Annotated in this window: 13 protein-coding genes; 2 read left to right on the plus strand and 11 right to left on the minus strand. The window is 71.2% G+C overall.

Annotated elements, in window-relative coordinates:
• Positions 1 to 9 precede the first annotated feature (9 nt).
• The 4 genes from ABZ990_RS18805 to ABZ990_RS18820 form a co-directional block, all read right to left on the minus strand.
• Positions 10 to 2,481 (minus strand): hypothetical protein, encoded by a 2,472-nt coding sequence (locus tag ABZ990_RS18805; protein ID WP_361232291.1) that lies wholly within the window; start codon positions 2,479 to 2,481, stop codon positions 10 to 12.
• 91 nt (positions 2,482 to 2,572) lie between these two features.
• The gene (locus ABZ990_RS18810) at positions 2,573 to 2,917 is read right to left on the minus strand and encodes a DUF6113 family protein (RefSeq protein ID WP_361232293.1); all 345 of its coding nucleotides are present in this window, start codon (positions 2,915 to 2,917) and stop codon (positions 2,573 to 2,575) included.
• A complete protein-coding gene (mshB, locus tag ABZ990_RS18815) occupies positions 2,914 to 3,924 on the minus strand; it encodes an N-acetyl-1-D-myo-inositol-2-amino-2-deoxy-alpha-D-glucopyranoside deacetylase (protein WP_361232296.1) in 1,011 nt (336 codons plus the stop codon). Before mshB ends, ABZ990_RS18810 begins: the two co-directional genes overlap by 4 nt.
• 190 nt (positions 3,925 to 4,114) lie before the next feature.
• Positions 4,115 to 4,309 (minus strand): hypothetical protein, encoded by a 195-nt coding sequence (locus ABZ990_RS18820; protein ID WP_359881290.1) that lies wholly within the window; start codon positions 4,307 to 4,309, stop codon positions 4,115 to 4,117.
• A gap of 158 nt (positions 4,310 to 4,467) precedes the next feature.
• On the opposite strand from ABZ990_RS18820, the gene ABZ990_RS18825 reads away from it, so the two are divergent.
• Entirely contained in the window at positions 4,468 to 6,750 is a 2,283-nt protein-coding gene (locus ABZ990_RS18825) for an alpha/beta fold hydrolase (RefSeq protein ID WP_361232299.1), read from the plus strand.
• Between the two features lie 118 nt (positions 6,751 to 6,868).
• Entirely contained in the window at positions 6,869 to 7,810 is a 942-nt protein-coding gene (locus ABZ990_RS18830) for a hypothetical protein (protein WP_361232301.1), read from the plus strand.
• 22 nt (positions 7,811 to 7,832) lie between these two features.
• Here the strand turns inward: ABZ990_RS18830 and ABZ990_RS18835 are convergent, their stop codons facing one another.
• The 7 genes from ABZ990_RS18835 to ABZ990_RS18865 form a co-directional block, all read right to left on the minus strand.
• The gene (locus ABZ990_RS18835) at positions 7,833 to 9,005 is read right to left on the minus strand and encodes a dipeptide ABC transporter ATP-binding protein (protein WP_361232304.1); all 1,173 of its coding nucleotides are present in this window, start codon (positions 9,003 to 9,005) and stop codon (positions 7,833 to 7,835) included.
• The gene (locus tag ABZ990_RS18840; protein ID WP_361232307.1) at positions 8,998 to 9,981 is read right to left on the minus strand and encodes an ABC transporter ATP-binding protein; all 984 of its coding nucleotides are present in this window, start codon (positions 9,979 to 9,981) and stop codon (positions 8,998 to 9,000) included. The genes ABZ990_RS18835 and ABZ990_RS18840 overlap by 8 nt, the downstream gene beginning before the upstream one ends.
• Positions 9,982 to 9,989: 8 nt before the next feature.
• Positions 9,990 to 11,018: an ABC transporter permease gene (locus tag ABZ990_RS18845; RefSeq protein WP_361232310.1), complete on the minus strand. Its 1,029-nt coding sequence runs from the start codon at positions 11,016 to 11,018 to the stop codon at positions 9,990 to 9,992.
• Positions 11,011 to 11,934 (minus strand): ABC transporter permease, encoded by a 924-nt coding sequence (locus ABZ990_RS18850; protein ID WP_361232313.1) that lies wholly within the window; start codon positions 11,932 to 11,934, stop codon positions 11,011 to 11,013. Before ABZ990_RS18850 ends, ABZ990_RS18845 begins: the two co-directional genes overlap by 8 nt.
• A 141-nt stretch (positions 11,935 to 12,075) precedes the next feature.
• Positions 12,076 to 13,704, minus strand: a complete 1,629-nt coding sequence (locus ABZ990_RS18855) for an ABC transporter substrate-binding protein (RefSeq protein WP_361232315.1) — start codon at positions 13,702 to 13,704, stop codon at positions 12,076 to 12,078.
• A 258-nt stretch (positions 13,705 to 13,962) separates the two neighbouring features.
• Positions 13,963 to 15,069 carry a dipeptide ABC transporter ATP-binding protein gene (locus tag ABZ990_RS18860; protein ID WP_361232318.1) on the minus strand — a complete coding sequence of 369 codons (1,107 nt, stop codon included), beginning with the start codon at positions 15,067 to 15,069 and terminating at the stop codon, positions 13,963 to 13,965.
• The gene (locus tag ABZ990_RS18865; RefSeq protein ID WP_361232321.1) at positions 15,062 to 16,120 is read right to left on the minus strand and encodes an ABC transporter ATP-binding protein; all 1,059 of its coding nucleotides are present in this window, start codon (positions 16,118 to 16,120) and stop codon (positions 15,062 to 15,064) included. Before ABZ990_RS18865 ends, ABZ990_RS18860 begins: the two co-directional genes overlap by 8 nt.
• Between the last annotated feature and the right edge of the window lie 10 nt (positions 16,121 to 16,130).

Genomic DNA, 16,130 nt, shown 5'->3' on the forward strand with positions numbered 1-16,130 from the left:
GGCGGCCCGTCAGCCGTTGCCCGAGAGGTCGATCGACCGCGTCCGCTCCGCCGGGGTCTTGCCGCGCAGCGCGTCGCGCATCACGAACGCCACGTCGTCGGCGGAGACCTCGTGCTTGCTGCCGTCGCCCTTGGTCACCATGACGCCCTTGAAGACGCCATCGAGCAGCCGGGTGATGGCCTCCTTGTCGTAGACCTCGATCAGGTGGCCATCCACGGCCTTCACGGAGAGGATCTGCGGCAGCGACCGCTGCGGGCCGAAGTCGATCTTCGCCGTGCCGGCCTGGATCGTGATCAGGCCGGACATCGCGGGCTGCGCGAACTCCTCCATGGCCTTGTCGAGTTCGGCCTTGCTGACCGTGGGACGGCGGGTCACCACCGGCAGTTCGACGGGGTTGGCATGGCCCGTCGCCACCTGGGTGCGGTACGCGTCCTTGACCGAGATCATCGAGCGCTGGACGTCCAGGCCCTTGCCCGCCTTGCCCTCGACCGGGGTGACCTTGCCCGGCTCGAAGAGGATCGTCGCCTCCCGGACGGAGCCCGAGGCACCCGCCAGGTCGCTCAGGGCGACGCCGAGCTTCTCGTCGTCGACCGGCATGACCGGCTGGACGACCCGCTCGCCGCCGAAGAGCGAACCGATGACCGAGACCGGGTTGTAGTCGCTGCCCGCGGCTCCGCGCACCGTCTCCTGGGCGTCCAGGGAGAGGCCCGCCTTGTCCGGGGCCAGTTCGACCGTCTTGCCCTCGACCTTGAGCCGGACCGGGCCATGGGCGCGCTTGCCCAGGGTCCCCTCCAGCTTGGCGATGGCCTCTTCCTTCGTGCCGCCGCCGATGTCGACACCGAGGACCGTGGTGCCCTTCGGGACGTCGGAGTGGTTGAGGAGGAGCCCCGCGCCGTACGCGACCGCGCCCAGACCGACCACGCCGACGCAGGCGAGCACCAGCTTGGAACGCTTCTTCGCCGGCTTGGCCGCCTTCGCCGCGGGCGCCGGGGCGGGCCGGGGCGCCGGCTCCTGAGGAGCCTTGGGACCGCTGGGTACACCGCTGTTGAGGGTCGCGCCCGAGACATTGCCGCGCTCGCCGCCGTCCGCCGGACGGGCCCCCGGACCACGCTGCGCGCCACCGCCCAGCGGGCCGCCGACCGGAACCGGCACCGGGGGCTGCGGGGTCAGGATCGCGGTGTCGTCGGACATCCGGGGAGCATGCTGCTGCCCCATGCCCGCCTGACCCGGACCACCCTGGACCGGACGGCCCTGCCCCGGACCACCCTGCCCCGGACCGCCCTGCCTCATGCCGCCGCGAGCCATCCCGCCCTGCGCCATTCCGGCCTGCGGACCGCCCTGGGGACCGTGAGGACCGGCCTGCGGCCCACCCTGACGACCGCCCTGCGGACCCCCCTGGCGTCCACCCTTACGTCCGCCCTGCCGTCCGCCCTGCGCCGGACCGCCCTGCGCCGGACCGCCCTGACGCCCACCCGGGCCTCCGCCCTGCGCCGGACCCGCGCCGGGGCCGGTCGGGGCGGCGGTGACACGGCTGGAGCCGGTGACGGCGGCGGTCGGGCCCATGGGGGCCTCCGGGCCGCCGATCATCGGCGTGCCCGCGGCCGGAGTGCTGCCCGGACCGTCGTCGTACGGCATGTGCGCGGCCGCGGCCGCGGCCTCCGGGGTGACGACGGGGGTGCCCTGAGCCGGTGTGTGGCCGGGACCGCCCGTCATGCCCGGGGTGAACACCGGCATGCTCTGGGTGGTGCTCGCGGCCGACGGAACGCCGTCGGAGGCGGAGCCGGTGAAGCCCGGGGTTCCGGTGACCGGGGCGGGAGCCTGCGGGCCCGCGTTCGGTCCCGCCTGGCCGGCCTGACCCGGCGCCGACGCGAACTCCTGCGCCGGCTTCGCCTCGATGGCCGCGGCGGCCCTCGGCGGCGCGGCGGCGGAGGGCTTGCGCGGGGCGAACCAGTCGCTGGTGGGCTTCTCGTCCGCCGCACCGCTCTGCGCGACGGGCTCGGCCGGGACGACCGGCTCCGGCTCGGGCGCGGGCACGGGCGTGGGCTCCGGGCGGACGGCGGCCGGGGCCGCGGGACGGCCCGCGCCGGCGGGACCGACACCGGCACCGGCACCGGCACCGGAGGCGTCCTCGGCGGCGGCGCCGGCCGGGGCGTCGCCGACCGTCTTGCGGACGACCACGGGCGGGATCGGACGCGAACCCGGGATGTTGATCCGGATCCGGGTGGTCAGCGTCGTCTCGGTCTTGGGCTCCTCCGGCGGCGCGGTGACAGGCTCCTCGGCCGCCTCCTGGCCGGGGCGAAGCCCGTACGGCGTGGTGCCCGAGGGGTACGCGGCTCCTCCGCGCCCCTGGGCGCCGGAGGAGGAACGGTCAGTCTCTCGACCAGTTTCACGACTCAAAGCAGGATCTCCCGGTTGGCTCCGCCGCCCGCTCTTGCTGATGCTCATGCTGATCCGGGCGGGTCCGGCGGCGCGCACCACCATACTGGCCGCCGCCGGTCCCTACCCGACCCGGCGGGAATCCGCCGGGACGAAGCTGGGGAAGTCAAGACGTTCCTACGTCAACTCCGGCTGTTCACGGGGCTGGTGGGGCCACTTTGGACATCGTGGCACACATCACAGCGAGCGCCATGCCACCCAGCAGGAACACCATCTCGCCGAAGCCGCCGCCGAACAGCCCGTCGCCTTCCGGGCGTCCGAGACTGAGCAGCACGATGGCGACGAGCCAGCCCGCGCCCGCGGACAGGACGCCCAACTGGGTTCCGGTGGCGCGCAGCCCGCCGTAGAAGACGGCGAACGAGGCGAGCAGGGCCAGCAGAACGCCGCCCGGGAACCAGGCGGCCTGGACGAGGGAGCCCGCGATGCCCACGAGGGCGCCGAGGACGACGAGCAGGACGTACCAGACGTAACGGAACTTCATGCGCCCGCCGCTCCCGCACCCGCGTCGGCCCCCGCACCCGCATCCGCACCCGTGTCGGCGTTCGCATCCGCGAGGCCCGCGAAGAGATCGGTCTCGCGGGTGCCGGCGGGGGCGCCGGAGACGCCCTGGACCAGCTCGTAGTACTCGGTGGTGAAGAGGGGCTGGCCAAGGTCGTTGGAGAGGCCGAAGAAGGGCCCTTCCACGGTCACCTGAGTGGCGTGCGCGGCCATCGCGGCGGCCTTGCGGGCGGCGTACCCCCCGAGGCCCGCGCCCGGGCCCGTACCGGCGTCCATGCCCACGTCCGTGAGCTCCGTACCCCCGTCGATCTCGGCGGTGATCCGGGACGGATCGACGATGCCGGGGATGTCGGCGAGGGAGGCGTCGGCCCGGAACCCGGAGCCCTCGGCCCGCAGCCGGGCGAACCCCGCCTCGGCGACGGGGCGCGGGACCCGGTTCCAGTAGATCTTGGCGATGGCGTGGGCGGCGCCGAGGTCCGGCCGGTACGCGGGGTCGGCGGCCAGCTCGGCGGCGCGCGTGGCGACCCGGTGGGCCTGGATGTGGTCGGGGTGGCCGTAGCCGCCGTCGGGGTCGTAGGTGACGAGGACCTGGGGGCGGGTCTCCCGGATCACCTCGACCAGGTACGCGGCGGCGGTGTCGACGTCCGTGTTCCAGAAGGCGTGCGGGCGGTGGTTCTGCTCGACCCCCATCATCCCGGAGTCGCGGAAGCGGCCGGCGCCGCCGAGGAAGCGGTGGTCGGTGACGCCGAGGCAGCGCATCGCGGCGGCGAGTTCGCCCACGCGGAACTCCCCGAGCCGGTTCTCCCGGTCGGGTGCGAGGTGGGCCAGTTCGATCGGGATGACCTCGCCCTCCTCGCCCAGAGTGCAGGTCACCAGGGTCACGAGGGCACCCTCGGCCGCGTACCTGGCCATGGTGACGCCGTTGTTGATCGACTCGTCGTCCGGGTGCGCGTGCACCAGAAGAAGACGACGGGCAGGGAGTTCCGTCATGGCTCCAGCCTACGAGGCGGCGCCCCCGGCGGGTCGGCAGGCCGGGCCTGGCGCCCACCGGGCAGAAACGATCATGTGCCGATCATGGAGCGATCACGAAACGACGAGGGACCGCGACCGCCGGGAGACGGCGGCCGGGACGCGGTGGCCGGGACGCGGCGGCCAGGACGCGGTGGCCGGGACGCGCCCGTCAGAACTTGAGGCCGCCGATCATGTTCGCCACGTTCGTGGTCAGCGTGCTGACCGACGGGGCGATGGAGGAGCTCGCGAGATAGAAGCCCAGGAGAGCACAGACCGCCGCGTGACCAGCCTTGAGCCCGGATTTCCGGATCAGCAGGAAGACGACGATCGCCAGCAGCACCACCACCGAGATCGAGAGTGCCACGGCGGTTCACCTCCACACTTCTTCGGTCGGACGTTCGGTTGGCATGTGCCAGTGGATGTCTACTACCCACCTAGTGCTACGGATCATAACTATCCGTGCCAGAACATTGATTGGTGTACGGGGGCACGAGGGGGCGCACGGCCGCTAGTTTCGGTCACATGACTTCGCCCCTGTCTTCCCCCTTGCCTTTCGCGCACAACTCGCTCTCGTTTCCCCGCCAGTACGCCCGGACGCAGCGATTCACCCTCGGCGCACCGCGCGGTTTCACCGTCGCGCCGGACGGCGAGCGGGTGCTCTTCGTCCGCTCGGGCCCGGAATTCGGGGCCGGAACGGCCTCGGGGGCGCCCTCGGACCCGGCCGCCGGGCAGGAGTGGCGGGAGCAGGGGACGGACCGCTCGCACCGGCTGTGGATGCTGGACCTGACCGGACCGGCCGGAGCGGTGGAGCGTCTGGTGGCCGACCCGGAGACGCTTCTGGCGGGCGCGGCCGAGGAGTTGCCGGCCGAGGAGCGGGCCCGTCGGGAGCGCAGCCGGGAGGGTTCGGCGGGCATCGTGGGGTACGCGGTGGACGGGGCCGTGGAGTCGGCGGCGTTCGCGTTGTCGGGTCGGCTGTTCACGGCCGATCTGCGGGCCGGCACGGTCCGCGAACTGCCCGCCCAGGGGCCGGTGATCGACCCGCGGCCCTCGCCGGACGGTCGCCTCGTGGCGTACGCGACGGCCGGGACACTACGGCTGACCTGCGCGGACGGTACGGGTGACCGGGTTCTCGCCGAGCCGGAGGAGGGCGCGGAGGGCGTCACGTACGGGCTCGCGGAGTTCGCGGCCTCGGAGGAGATGGGCCGCTCGCGCGGCTTCTGGTGGTCCCCTTCGTCGGACCGCCTGCTGGTCGCGCGGGTCGACGAACGGCCGGTCGGGCGCTGGTGGATCGCGGACCCGGCGCGGCCCGGACGGGAGCCGCAGGCGGTCGCCTACCCCGCCGCGGGGACGCCCAACGCGGAGGTCGGGCTCTTCGTCGTGGATCTGTCCGGAAATCGCACCGAGGTCTTGTGGAACCGGGCACTCTTCCCGTATTTGGCGCGGGTGCACTGGTCGGCGGGTGGATCTCCGCTGCTTCTGGTGCAGGCGAGGGATCAGCGGACCCAGGCGTACCTGGCGGTCGACCCGGAGTCGGGGACCACCACGGAACTGCGTCTGGAGAAGGATCCGACTTGGCTTGAACTGTTCGCTGGAATTCCGGCCTGGACGGGTGACGGACGGCTCGTGAGGGTCACCGACGAGGGTGGCGCGCGGGCGCTCGCGGTCGGCGACCGGGTTCTGACCGACTCCCGGCTGCATGTGCGAGCGGTTCTCGACATCGGCGCGGACGACATTCTCGTCTCGGCGTCGGCGGGCGAGGGCGCGCAGACCGGTAGGACCAATGGGACCGATGAGGACGGCGAGACCAGTGGGACCGACGAGACCGGTGAGATCCATGTCTACCGGGTGGACGAGCGCGGCGCCGTCCGTCTCTCGGAGGGGCCCGGGGTGCACGGGGCGGTCCGTTCCGGCGCGGTGACCGTCCTGTCCTCCGCCCGGCCCGACGCCCCGGGCAGCACGGTGCGGGTACTGCGGGACGGTGTCCGGGTCGCCGAGATCACCTCGTACGCCCAGAAGCCGGTGCTCTCGGCGGACGTACGGCTCACCACGGCGGGCCCCCGGCAGATCCCGTGCGCGGTGCTGCTGCCGTCGTCCTGGACCGAGGGCGACGGCCCGCTGCCGGTGCTCCTGGACCCGTACGGCGGGCCCCACGGGCAGCGGGTGGTGGCCGCGCACAACGCCTATCTGACCCCGCGCTGGTTCGCCGAGCAGGGCTTCGCGGTGGTCGTCGCGGACGGGCGCGGCACCCCCGGCCACTCCCCCGCGTGGGAGAAGTCGATCGCCCGCGACTTCACCCTGACCCTCGACGACCAGGTGGAGGCGCTGCACGCGCTGGCCGAGCGGTTCCCGCTCGACCTGGGCCGGGTCGCGATCCGCGGCTGGTCCTACGGCGGCTATCTCGCCGGGCTCGCGGCGCTGCGCCGCCCCGATGTCTTCCACGCGGCGGTCGTGGGCGCACCGGTGGCCGACTGGCGGCTCTACGACACCCACTACACCGAGCGCTACCTCGGTCTGCCCGACGAGGAGCCGGCCGTCTACGCGGCCAACTCCCTGGTGACGGACGCCGGTCTGAGCGAGGCCCGGGAGCCGGCCCGCCCGATGATGCTCGTGCACGGCCTCGCCGACGACAACGTGGTGGCCGCCCACACCCTGCGCCTGTCCTCCGCCCTCCTCGCCGCGGGCCGCCCGCACGAGGTGCTCCCCCTGTCGGGCGTCACGCACATGACCCCGCAGGAGCAGGTCGCGGAGAATCTCCTGCTGCTTCAAGTCGACTTCCTGAAGCGCTCCTTGGGGATGACCCGGTAGACCCGCCGCCCGGGGCGAGGACCGCCGGCCCTCGCCCCGAATCGGCCATTCATGGCCGAACACACCAGTAAATCCCGGGGACTTGCTCAGGATTCAACTGACCGAGAGTATCGGGACCGTGACAGTGACACGTTCGGCACGCCTCGTCGGAGCCTCCCTCTGCGCGGTGCTCGCGCTCGTCATCGTGGTCTGGCTGCTGCGGGACCTCGCGCTCTTCGGCCCGTCCCTCGCCCTGCTCGACTACTGGCTGGGCGCGCCCGGCATGCCGTTCCACGACGTCCCGGCGACCTCGCTCGTCGATCTGCTCCTGCTCCTCGCGTACACCGTCACCGCCGTCACGGCCACCCGATCGCCGCTCGCGGCACCGGCGTTCACCGTCGTCGGGCTGACCACGATCGCGCTGCGGCTGCCCGGACTGTGGGCCGCCGACGTCGAGGCGCTGGTCACGGCCCTGCTGAGTCTCGGGCTCGCGACGGGACTCGTGGTGACCGCGGCGGCGGGCCGGCGGTTCGACGGCCGGGGCGAACCCGGCGGCCCCGGCGGCCCGGTCCGCCCCCGGAGCGGGCCCGCGGTCGCCGCGGGCGTGCTGTGTCTGCTGGGCGGACTGGTCGTGGCCGTCTGGGAGTTGCGTCTGACCACCCGCATTCCGTCCGAGATCGTGATCGCCCGGCTCACCGGCGGGCGCCCGCTGCTGCTGTCGGTGCTCTCGGTGCCGCCGGGCTGGCTGAGCGCGGTCCTCGTCCTGCTCCTCCTGGCCGTCGCGTGCGCCGGGTTCGCGCGCGCCCGCGCCACCCGGCCGTTCGGCCTGCTGACGGGACTGCTGCTGACCGGCTACGGGGCCGCCGGGGTCCTGGTGGTGGTGCGACCCGGCTGGTACGCGGCCACGCCCGCGCCGCCCGTCTCGGACACGCTGTACGAGGTCCTGGTCTGGTACGGAATGCTCGCCGGGATCGCCGTCCTCGTCCTGCTCGGCGGGACCTGGCGGCCCCGCCCCGCGCCGTACCACCCGGCCCCGGGCCTGCCCCCGGCCCCGCCCGCGCACCGCCCGCCGGGCTGGTAGACCCGCCCGTCCGCCCGTACCGTCACTCCCCCGCCGCACTCTCCCCCGGCCCCTCGCCCTCCCGCCGCTCACCCTCCCGCCCCTCGCCCCGCTCGGGCGGCACCACGCGCTTCTCCTCCGCGAAGTGGCAGGCCGAGTCGTGCTCCGCCGGGGTGCCCGTGTCCCGGAAGACGGCCGGGACGGCGAGCAGCGGGACCTCCAGCGCACACCGCTCGCGGGCCTTCCAGCAGCGGGTGCGGAAGCGGCAGCCGGAGGGGATGTTGGCGGGGGAGGGGACGTCGCCCGCCAGGATGACGCGCTCGCGGCGGTCGCGGGCCGCCGGGTCGGGGACCGGCACGGCGGACAGCAGTGCCTGGGTGTAGGGGTGCGTCGGGTGGTCGTAGATCTCGGCGTCGGATCCGGTCTCCACGATCCGGCCGAGGTACATGACGCCGACCCGGTCCGAGATGTGCCGGACGATCGACAGGTCATGGGCGATGAAGACGTACGACAGGCCGAACTCGTGCTGGAGCCGTTCGAGCAGGTTCACCACCTGTGCCTGGACGGAGACATCGAGGGCGGAGACCGGCTCGTCCGCCACGATGATCTCGGGCTGGAGGGCGAGGCCGCGGGCGATGCCGATGCGCTGGCGCTGGCCGCCGGAGAACTGGTGCGGATAGCGGTTGATGTACTCGGGGTTGAGGCCGACGACGTCGAGGAGGTCCTGTACTTTGCGGCGCCGGGAGGCCTTGGGCGCGGCCTCGGGATGGATGTCGAAGGGTTCGCCGATGATGTCGCCGACCGTCATGCGCGGGTTCAGCGAGGTGTACGGGTCCTGGAACACCATCTGGATGTTGCGGCGTACGGCCTTGAGGGCGCGCGGGGACAGCTTGGTGATGTCGTCGCCCTTGTACGTGATGGAGCCGGCGGTCGGGCGTTCCAGGTTGACGAGCATCTTCGCGACGGTCGACTTGCCGCAGCCGGACTCGCCGACGATGCCGAGGGTCTCGCCGGCGGCCAGGTCGAAGTCGACGCCGTCGACCGCCCGGACCGCGCCGATCTGCTTCTTGAACAGGACGCCCCGGGTGAGCGGGTAGTGCTTGTAGAGGTCGCGAACGCGAAGAATCGGTTCGCTCGCCACCCCGCCGGGGGCCGCCCCAGGCCCTGTCGCCGCACCCACGGTCGTACCCGTCCCCCCGCCCGTCGTCTCAGCCATGGAGGCACTCCTTCCAGAAGTGACAGGCGCTGGCGCGCGGCACGGGCGACTCGGTGACGTCGTACAGCGACGGCTCGTCGGTACGGCACACGTCCTGGGCGAGCGGGCAGCGCGGGTTGAAGGCGCAGCCGGGCGGGATGGCGAGGAGGCTGGGCGGCAGGCCCTTGATGGCGTAGAGCTCCTGGCCCTTCTGATCCAGGCGGGGGATGGATTCGAGCAGGCCCCGGGTGTAGGGGTGCGCGGGGGCCTTGTAGATCTCGTGGACCGGGGCCTGTTCGACGATCCGGCCCGCGTACATCACCGCGATCTTGTCGGCGACATCGGCGACGACCCCGAGGTCGTGGGTGATCAGGATCAGACCCATGTTGTACTCGCGCTGCAGCTCCGCGAGCAGGTCCATGACCTGCGCCTGGACGGTGACATCGAGGGCAGTCGTCGGCTCGTCGGCGATGATCAGGTCGGGCTCCAGGGCCAGCGCCATGGCGATCATGATGCGCTGGCGCATACCGCCGGAGAACTGGTGCGGGTACTGGCCGACGCGCTCCTTGGCGGCCGGGATGCGGACCCGGTCCATCAGCTCGACGGCCTTGGCGCGGGCGTCCTTCCGGGACAGTCCGCGGTGGACGCGGAACATCTCGCCGAGCTGTTCGCCGACGCTGAGGACGGGGTTGAGGGAGGACAGGGCGTCCTGGAAGATCATGGCCATCTTCGCGCCGCGGATCTTGCGCCGTTCGTCCTCCTTCAGTTTCAGCAGGTCCTGGTCCTGGAAGCGGATCTCGCCGCCGGTGATCCGGCCGGGCGGCATGTCGAGGATGCCCATGATGGCCTGCGCGGTCACGGACTTGCCGGAGCCGGACTCGCCGAGCACGGCGAGGGTCTCACCCGCGTCCACGGCGTAGTCGACGCCGTTGACGGCCTTGGCCACCCCGTCCCGGGTGTGGAACTCCACGTGCAGATCGCGCACTTCGAGCAGCATGGCCTGCCTCACCTCAGCTTGGGGTCGAGGGCGTCGCGCACGGCGTCGCCGAGCATGATGAAGGCGAGCACCGTGATGGCGAGCGCGCCGGCCGGCCAGAGCATCATGTGCGGGGCGTTGCGGATGTAGGCGGAGGCCGAGGAGATGTCGATGCCCCAGGAAACGTTCGGCGGCCTCAGCCCGACACCGAGGTACGACAGGGTCGCCTCCAGGGCGATGTAGGTGCCGAGCGCGATCGTCGCGACGACGATCACCGGGGCGATCGCGTTCGGGGTGATGTGGCGCAGCAGCATCCGGGAGTTGGACGCGCCGAGCGCGCGGGCGGCCTGGACGTAGTCGTTCTGTTTGGCGGTGATGACGGCGCCCCGGGCGATCCGGGAGATCTGCGGCCAGCCGAGCAGCACCATGAAGCCGATCACCGGCCAGACGGTGTTGCTGGTGACCACGGACAGCAGGACCAGGCCGCCGAGAACGACCGGGATGGCGAAGAAGACATCGGTGATCCGGGACAGCAGTCCGTCCCAGGTGCCGCCGAAGAAGCCCGCGAGACCGCCGAGGACGCTGCCGAGGAGCGCGACGCCGAGAGTGGACAGGACGCCGACGGTGACGGACGTACGGGCGCCGTAGACCGTCCGCGTGTAGACGTCGCAGCCCTGGCCGTCGAACCCGAAGGGGTGGCCGGGCTGGGAGCCCTCCTGCGCCTTGGCGAGGTCGCAGTCGAGGGGGTCGCCGGAGGCGATGAGCGAGGGCCACAGGGAGATGACGACGAGGAAGACGATGACCAGGGCGGAGACGAGGAAGACGGGGTTGCGGATCAGGTCGTGCCAGGCGTCGGACCACAGCGAACGGGGCTTCCTCACCTTGCCGCCGGGGCCGGTGGGACCGCCCGGGCCGGTGGGGCCCTCCTCGGGGCCGGTGCCGGGACCGGGGGTCCGCTCCAGGGTCCGCGCCTCCGCCATGGCGAGGTCGGCCGCCCCGCCGGCGCCGGTGGGGGCGATGGCCCGGCCCTGCTCGTACGGTTCGCTCGGCTCAGGCATAGCGGATCCTCGGGTCAAGGACGGCGTACAACAGGTCGACCAGCAGATTCGCCACCAGGAAGACCAGGACGAGGACGGTGACGAAGCCGACGACGGTCTGGGTGCTCTGGCGGACGATGCCGTTGTAGATCTGGAAGCCGACCCCGTGGATGTTGAAGATCCGCTCGGTGACGATCGCGCCGCCCATCAGCGCGCCGACGTCGGCGCCGATGAAGGTGACCACCGGAATGAGGCTGTTGCGCAGCAGGTGGCGGGTGACGACCCGGTGACGCGGGAGGCCCTTGGCGATGGCGGTACGGACGTAGTCGGCGCGTTTGTTCTCGGCGATGGAGGTCCGGGTGAGCCGGGTGACGTACGCGAGGGAGACGGAGGCGAGGACGAGCCCCGGGACGATCAGTTCGTCGAACGGCGCCTCGGGCGAGACGGCGGGTTTGATCCAGCCCCATTTGACGCCGAACAGCAGCTGGACGAGCAGACCGGTGACGAAGGTGGGCACGGACAGCACGACCAGGGTGAGCAGCAGGACGGTGGTGTCGACGGGCCGGCCGCGGCGCAGTCCGGTCACGACGCCGAGGGTGATGCCGATGACGACCTCGAAGAAGATCGCGACGATCGTCAGCCGGATGGTGACGGGGAAGGAGTCGGCCATCAGCTCGGCGACGGGCTGGCCGTTGAAGGCGGTGCCGAAGTTTCCGGTGAAGACGTTGCCCATGTAGGTCAGGTATTGCTGCCAGACCGGCTTGTCGAGGCCGAACTCCCGCTTGAGCTGGGCGGCGGTGGCCGGGTCGCAGGCGCGCTCGCCGCACAGGCCGGCGATGGGGTCGCCCATCACGTTCACCATCAGGAAGATCAGCAGGGTGGCGCCGAAGAAGACCGGGATCATCTGCAGCAGCCGCCGGATCACGTAACGGCCCATGGGAGGCTCCGGTGGGTTGGCTCCGGGTGGGGGTGGGGCAAAGGGGGACGGCCGGGGACTGCCGGGGAGAGGCAGGAAGCCGGGCCCGGCTACGGCGTCACGCGGGACACACGCGTCTCGCCCGTCACTTGAGTCCTTGAGTCACTTGACCCTGATCTGGTCGTACACCGGGACGCTGAAGGGGTTCAGAGCCACGTTCTCGATCCGGTCCGAGTAGCCCGCGCTGCCGTTCTGGTACCAGAGCGGGATCGCCCCCATGTCGTCCCGGAGCACCTTCTCGGCCTTCACGAAGGTGTCGACGGCCCTCGTCCGGTCGGTCTCGGCGTTGGCCTGGTCGACGAGCTTGTCGAACTCCGGGTTGGAGTAGGTGCCGTCGTTGGACGAGGCGTGGGTGTAGTAGAGCGGCTGGAGGAAGTTCTGGATGAGCGGGTAGTCCATCTGCCAGCCCGCCCGGAACGGCCCGCTGAGTTTGTGCTGGGTGACCTTGTTGCGATAGTCGGCGAAGGTGCCGACGGGGTTGCCGACGCAGGCGCGGTTGTTGCCCAGCGAGCGGTTGATGGAGTTGCAGACGGCGTCGACCCACACCTTGTGGGAGCCGGTGTCGGCGTTGTACGTGATCGTCATCGTGCCGCCGGGGATCCCGCCGCCCTCCGCGACCAGCTTCTTGGCCTGGCCGGGGTCGTACTCGCAGGCGGAGCCGCACAGGTCGTCGCGGAAGCCGCCCTTCTCGCCGAGGACGGGCGAGGTCCAGTCCTGGGCCGGGGTGCGGGTGTTGTGGAAGATCGTCTGGGTGATCTGCTTGCGGTCGATCGCCATGGACAGACCGGTGCGCAGTTTCTCCTGGTGGGGCTTGTGCCAGGCCGGGTCGTAGAAGGGGAAGGCGATGGTCTGGATGATGCCGGCGGGGGTGTTGATGTAGCGGCTGCCGAGGTCGGAGGCGACGTTCTTGAGCTGCGCGGCCGGGATGTCGTCGACGAGGTCGAGATTGCCGGCGGTCAGGTCGGTGTAGGCGGTGTTGTTGTCGGTGTAGACCCGGAGCGTGATGCCGCCGTTGTGCGCCTTGTCCGGACCGGGGTAGCCGTCCCACTTCTTCAGGACCATCTGCGAGCCCTTGGTGTACGAGTCGACGGCGTACGGCCCGTTGCCGATCGGCTTGGCGAGCCAGCCGGCGTGGTCGTCGTAGAAGGCGCGGGGCAGCGGGGCGAAGGCCGCGTAGCCGAGGGTGTCGGGGAAGGTGGAGAACTTCTGCGACAGCTTGACGGTGAAGGTCCGCTCGTCGACGGTCTTGAGGCCGGACAGGGTGGTCGCGCTCGCCGCGCCGCTGCTGGGGTGGACCTTGTCGTAGCCGTCGATGTAGCCGAAGAAGTAGGCGTTCCGCTGGTTGTTCTTCAGGGCCGCGCCGTAGTTCCAGGCGTCGACGAAGGACTTCGCGGTGACCTTCTCGCCGTTGGAGAAGGTCCAGCCGTCCTTGACGGTGATCCTGAAGTTGGTGGAGTCGCTGGACTCGATGGACTCGGCGAGCCAGTTCTTGGCCTCGCCGGTCTTCGGGTCGTACCGCTTCAGGCCCCGGAAGATCATGTCGAGGACCTTGCCGCCCTGGACCTCGTTGGTGTTCGCGGGCTCCAGGGGGTTCTGCGGGTCGCCCCAGGAAGAGGACACGACACCGTTCGCTCCCCCGCCGCCGCTCCCGCCGCCGCCACCGCAGGCGGTCGCGGCGAGGGCGACGGCGGTGGCCAGAGCGGCCCACTTGGCATGCGTGACTCCCCGCATGGGTGCCTCCCGTTTGTCCCGGATCCGACCGGCTTAGGGTCAATATCACTCGGTATCACGGGGAGTGCACTTCTACGGCGTCCGGATGAACGTGCCCCCGAACGACGAGGCCCCGCCACCCGTGTGGGGGATGGCGGGGCCTTGTCGTTCAGCCACTCGTACGCACGGTCCCACCGCTCGTACGCTCGGCTCGGCCGCTCGTACGCTCGCTTCGACCGCTCGTACGCTCGCGAAGGAGTCGTACCGGCGGGCCGGGGATCAGACGGCGAGGACCGCCTTCTCCTCGGCGAAGTGGCACGCCGACTCGTGCGCGGCCTGGGTGTCCTGACCCTGGAAGCGCTCCGGGATCGCGAGGACCGGGATCTCGGTGGCGCACTTGTCCTGCGCCTTCCAGCAGCGGGTGCGGAAGCGGCAGCCCGACGGCGGGTTGGCCGGCGAGGGCACGTCGCCGGTCAGGATGATCCGCTCGCGGTTCGCACGGGCGTCCGGGTCCGGCACCGGCACGGCGGAGAGCAGCGCCTGGGTGTACGGGTGCGTCGGGTGGTCGTAGATCTGGGTGTCGGTGCCGATCTCGGCGATCTTGCCCAGGTACATGACGCCGACGCGGTCCGAGATGTGCCGGACGATCGACAGGTCGTGCGCGATGAAGATGTAGGACAGGTTGAACTCGTCCTGGAGCTTCTCCATCAGGTTGATGACCTGCGCCTGGACGGACACGTCCAGGGCCGAGACCGGCTCGTCGCAGATGATGATCTCCGGGTTGAGCGCGAGGCCGCGGGCGATGCCGATGCGCTGGCGCTGACCGCCGGAGAACTGGTGCGGGTAGCGGTTGATGTACTCGGGGTTGAGGCCGACGACGTCGAGGAGGTCCTGCACCTTGCGGCGCCGGTCGCTCTTCGGGGCCACCTCGGGGTGGATGTCGAAGGTCTCGCCGATGATGTCGCCGACCGTCATACGCGGGTTCAGCGAGGTGTACGGGTCCTGGAACACCATCTGGATGTTGCGGCGTACGGCCTTCAGGGCGCGGCCGGACAGCTTGGTGATGTCCTGGCCCTTGTAGAAGACCTCGCCCGCGGTGGCCCGCTCCAGGTTCATCAGGAGCTTGGCGACCGTGGACTTGCCACAGCCGGACTCGCCCACGATGCCGAGGGTCTCGCCCTGGTAGAGGTCGAAGGAGACCCCGTCCACGGCCTTGACCGCGCCGACCTGCTTCTTGAAGAGGATGCCCTGCGTCAGCGGGAAGTGCTTCTGCAGGTTGCGCACCTGGAGGATCGGCTCGCCGCGCTCGGCCGGCGTCTCGATGGCGGCCACGGCCGCGTCCTCGGACACGCCCTCGGCCTTGTCGTTCTTGCTGAGCTCAGCCATGGATCGTCTCCTTCCAGAAGTGGCAGGCGCTCGTGCGGCCCGGCAGCTCGCCGCCGTCCTGCTCGGTGACCGGAACCAGGGCGGGGACCTCGGTGTGGCACAGGTCCGTCGCCTTGGGGCAGCGCGGGTTGAAGGCGCAACCGGACGGGATCTTCAGCAGGTTGGGCGGCAGACCCTTGATCGCGTACAGCTCCTGGCCCTTCTGGTCCAGGCGCGGGATCGAGTCGAGCAGACCCCGGGTGTACGGGTGGGCCGGACGCTTGTACAGCTCGTGCACCGGCGCCTGCTCGACGATCCGGCCCGCGTACATCACGGCGATCTTGTCCGCGACGTCGGCGACGACGCCGAGGTCGTGGGTGATCAGGATCAGACCCATGTTGTACTCGCGCTGCAGCTCCGCGAGCAGGTCCATGACCTGCGCCTGCACCGTCACGTCGAGCGCCGTGGTGGGCTCGTCGGCGATGATCAGGTCGGGCTCCAGGGCCAGCGCCATGGCGATCATGATGCGCTGGCGCATACCGCCGGAGAACTGGTGCGGGTAGTCGGTGACCCGGGCCTTGGCGGCCGGGATCTTGACCTTGTCCATCAGCTCGACGGCCTTGGCCGTCGCGTCCTTCTTGGACAGGCCGTGGTGCACCCGGAACATCTCGCCGAGCTGGTAGCCGACGGTGAGGACCGGGTTCAGGGAGGACAGCGCGTCCTGGAAGATCATCGCGATCTTCCGGCCGCGGATCTGCCGGCGCTCCTCGTAGGACATCTTGAGCATGTCCTGGCCGCGGAACATGATCTCGCCCTGCGGGATCTTGCCGGGCGGCATGTCGAGGATGCCCATGATGGCCTGCGCGGTCACGGACTTGCCGGAGCCGGACTCGCCGAGCACGGCGAGGGTCTCGCCGGCGTCGACCGAGTAGTTCACGCCGTTGACGGCCTTGGCCACGCCGTCACGCGTGTGGAACTCCACGTGCAGGTCGCGGACTTCGAGCAGCGGTCCGGTGTGTCCGTCGCCGTCGCGCGGCGCGGGGACGTTCGTGGTCTTCGAAGTGGTGCTCACGGTGTACGCC

It is taken from the genome of Streptomyces sp. NPDC046203, from assembly GCF_040646255.1.
Classification (GTDB): Bacteria; Actinomycetota; Actinomycetes; order Streptomycetales; family Streptomycetaceae; genus Streptomyces.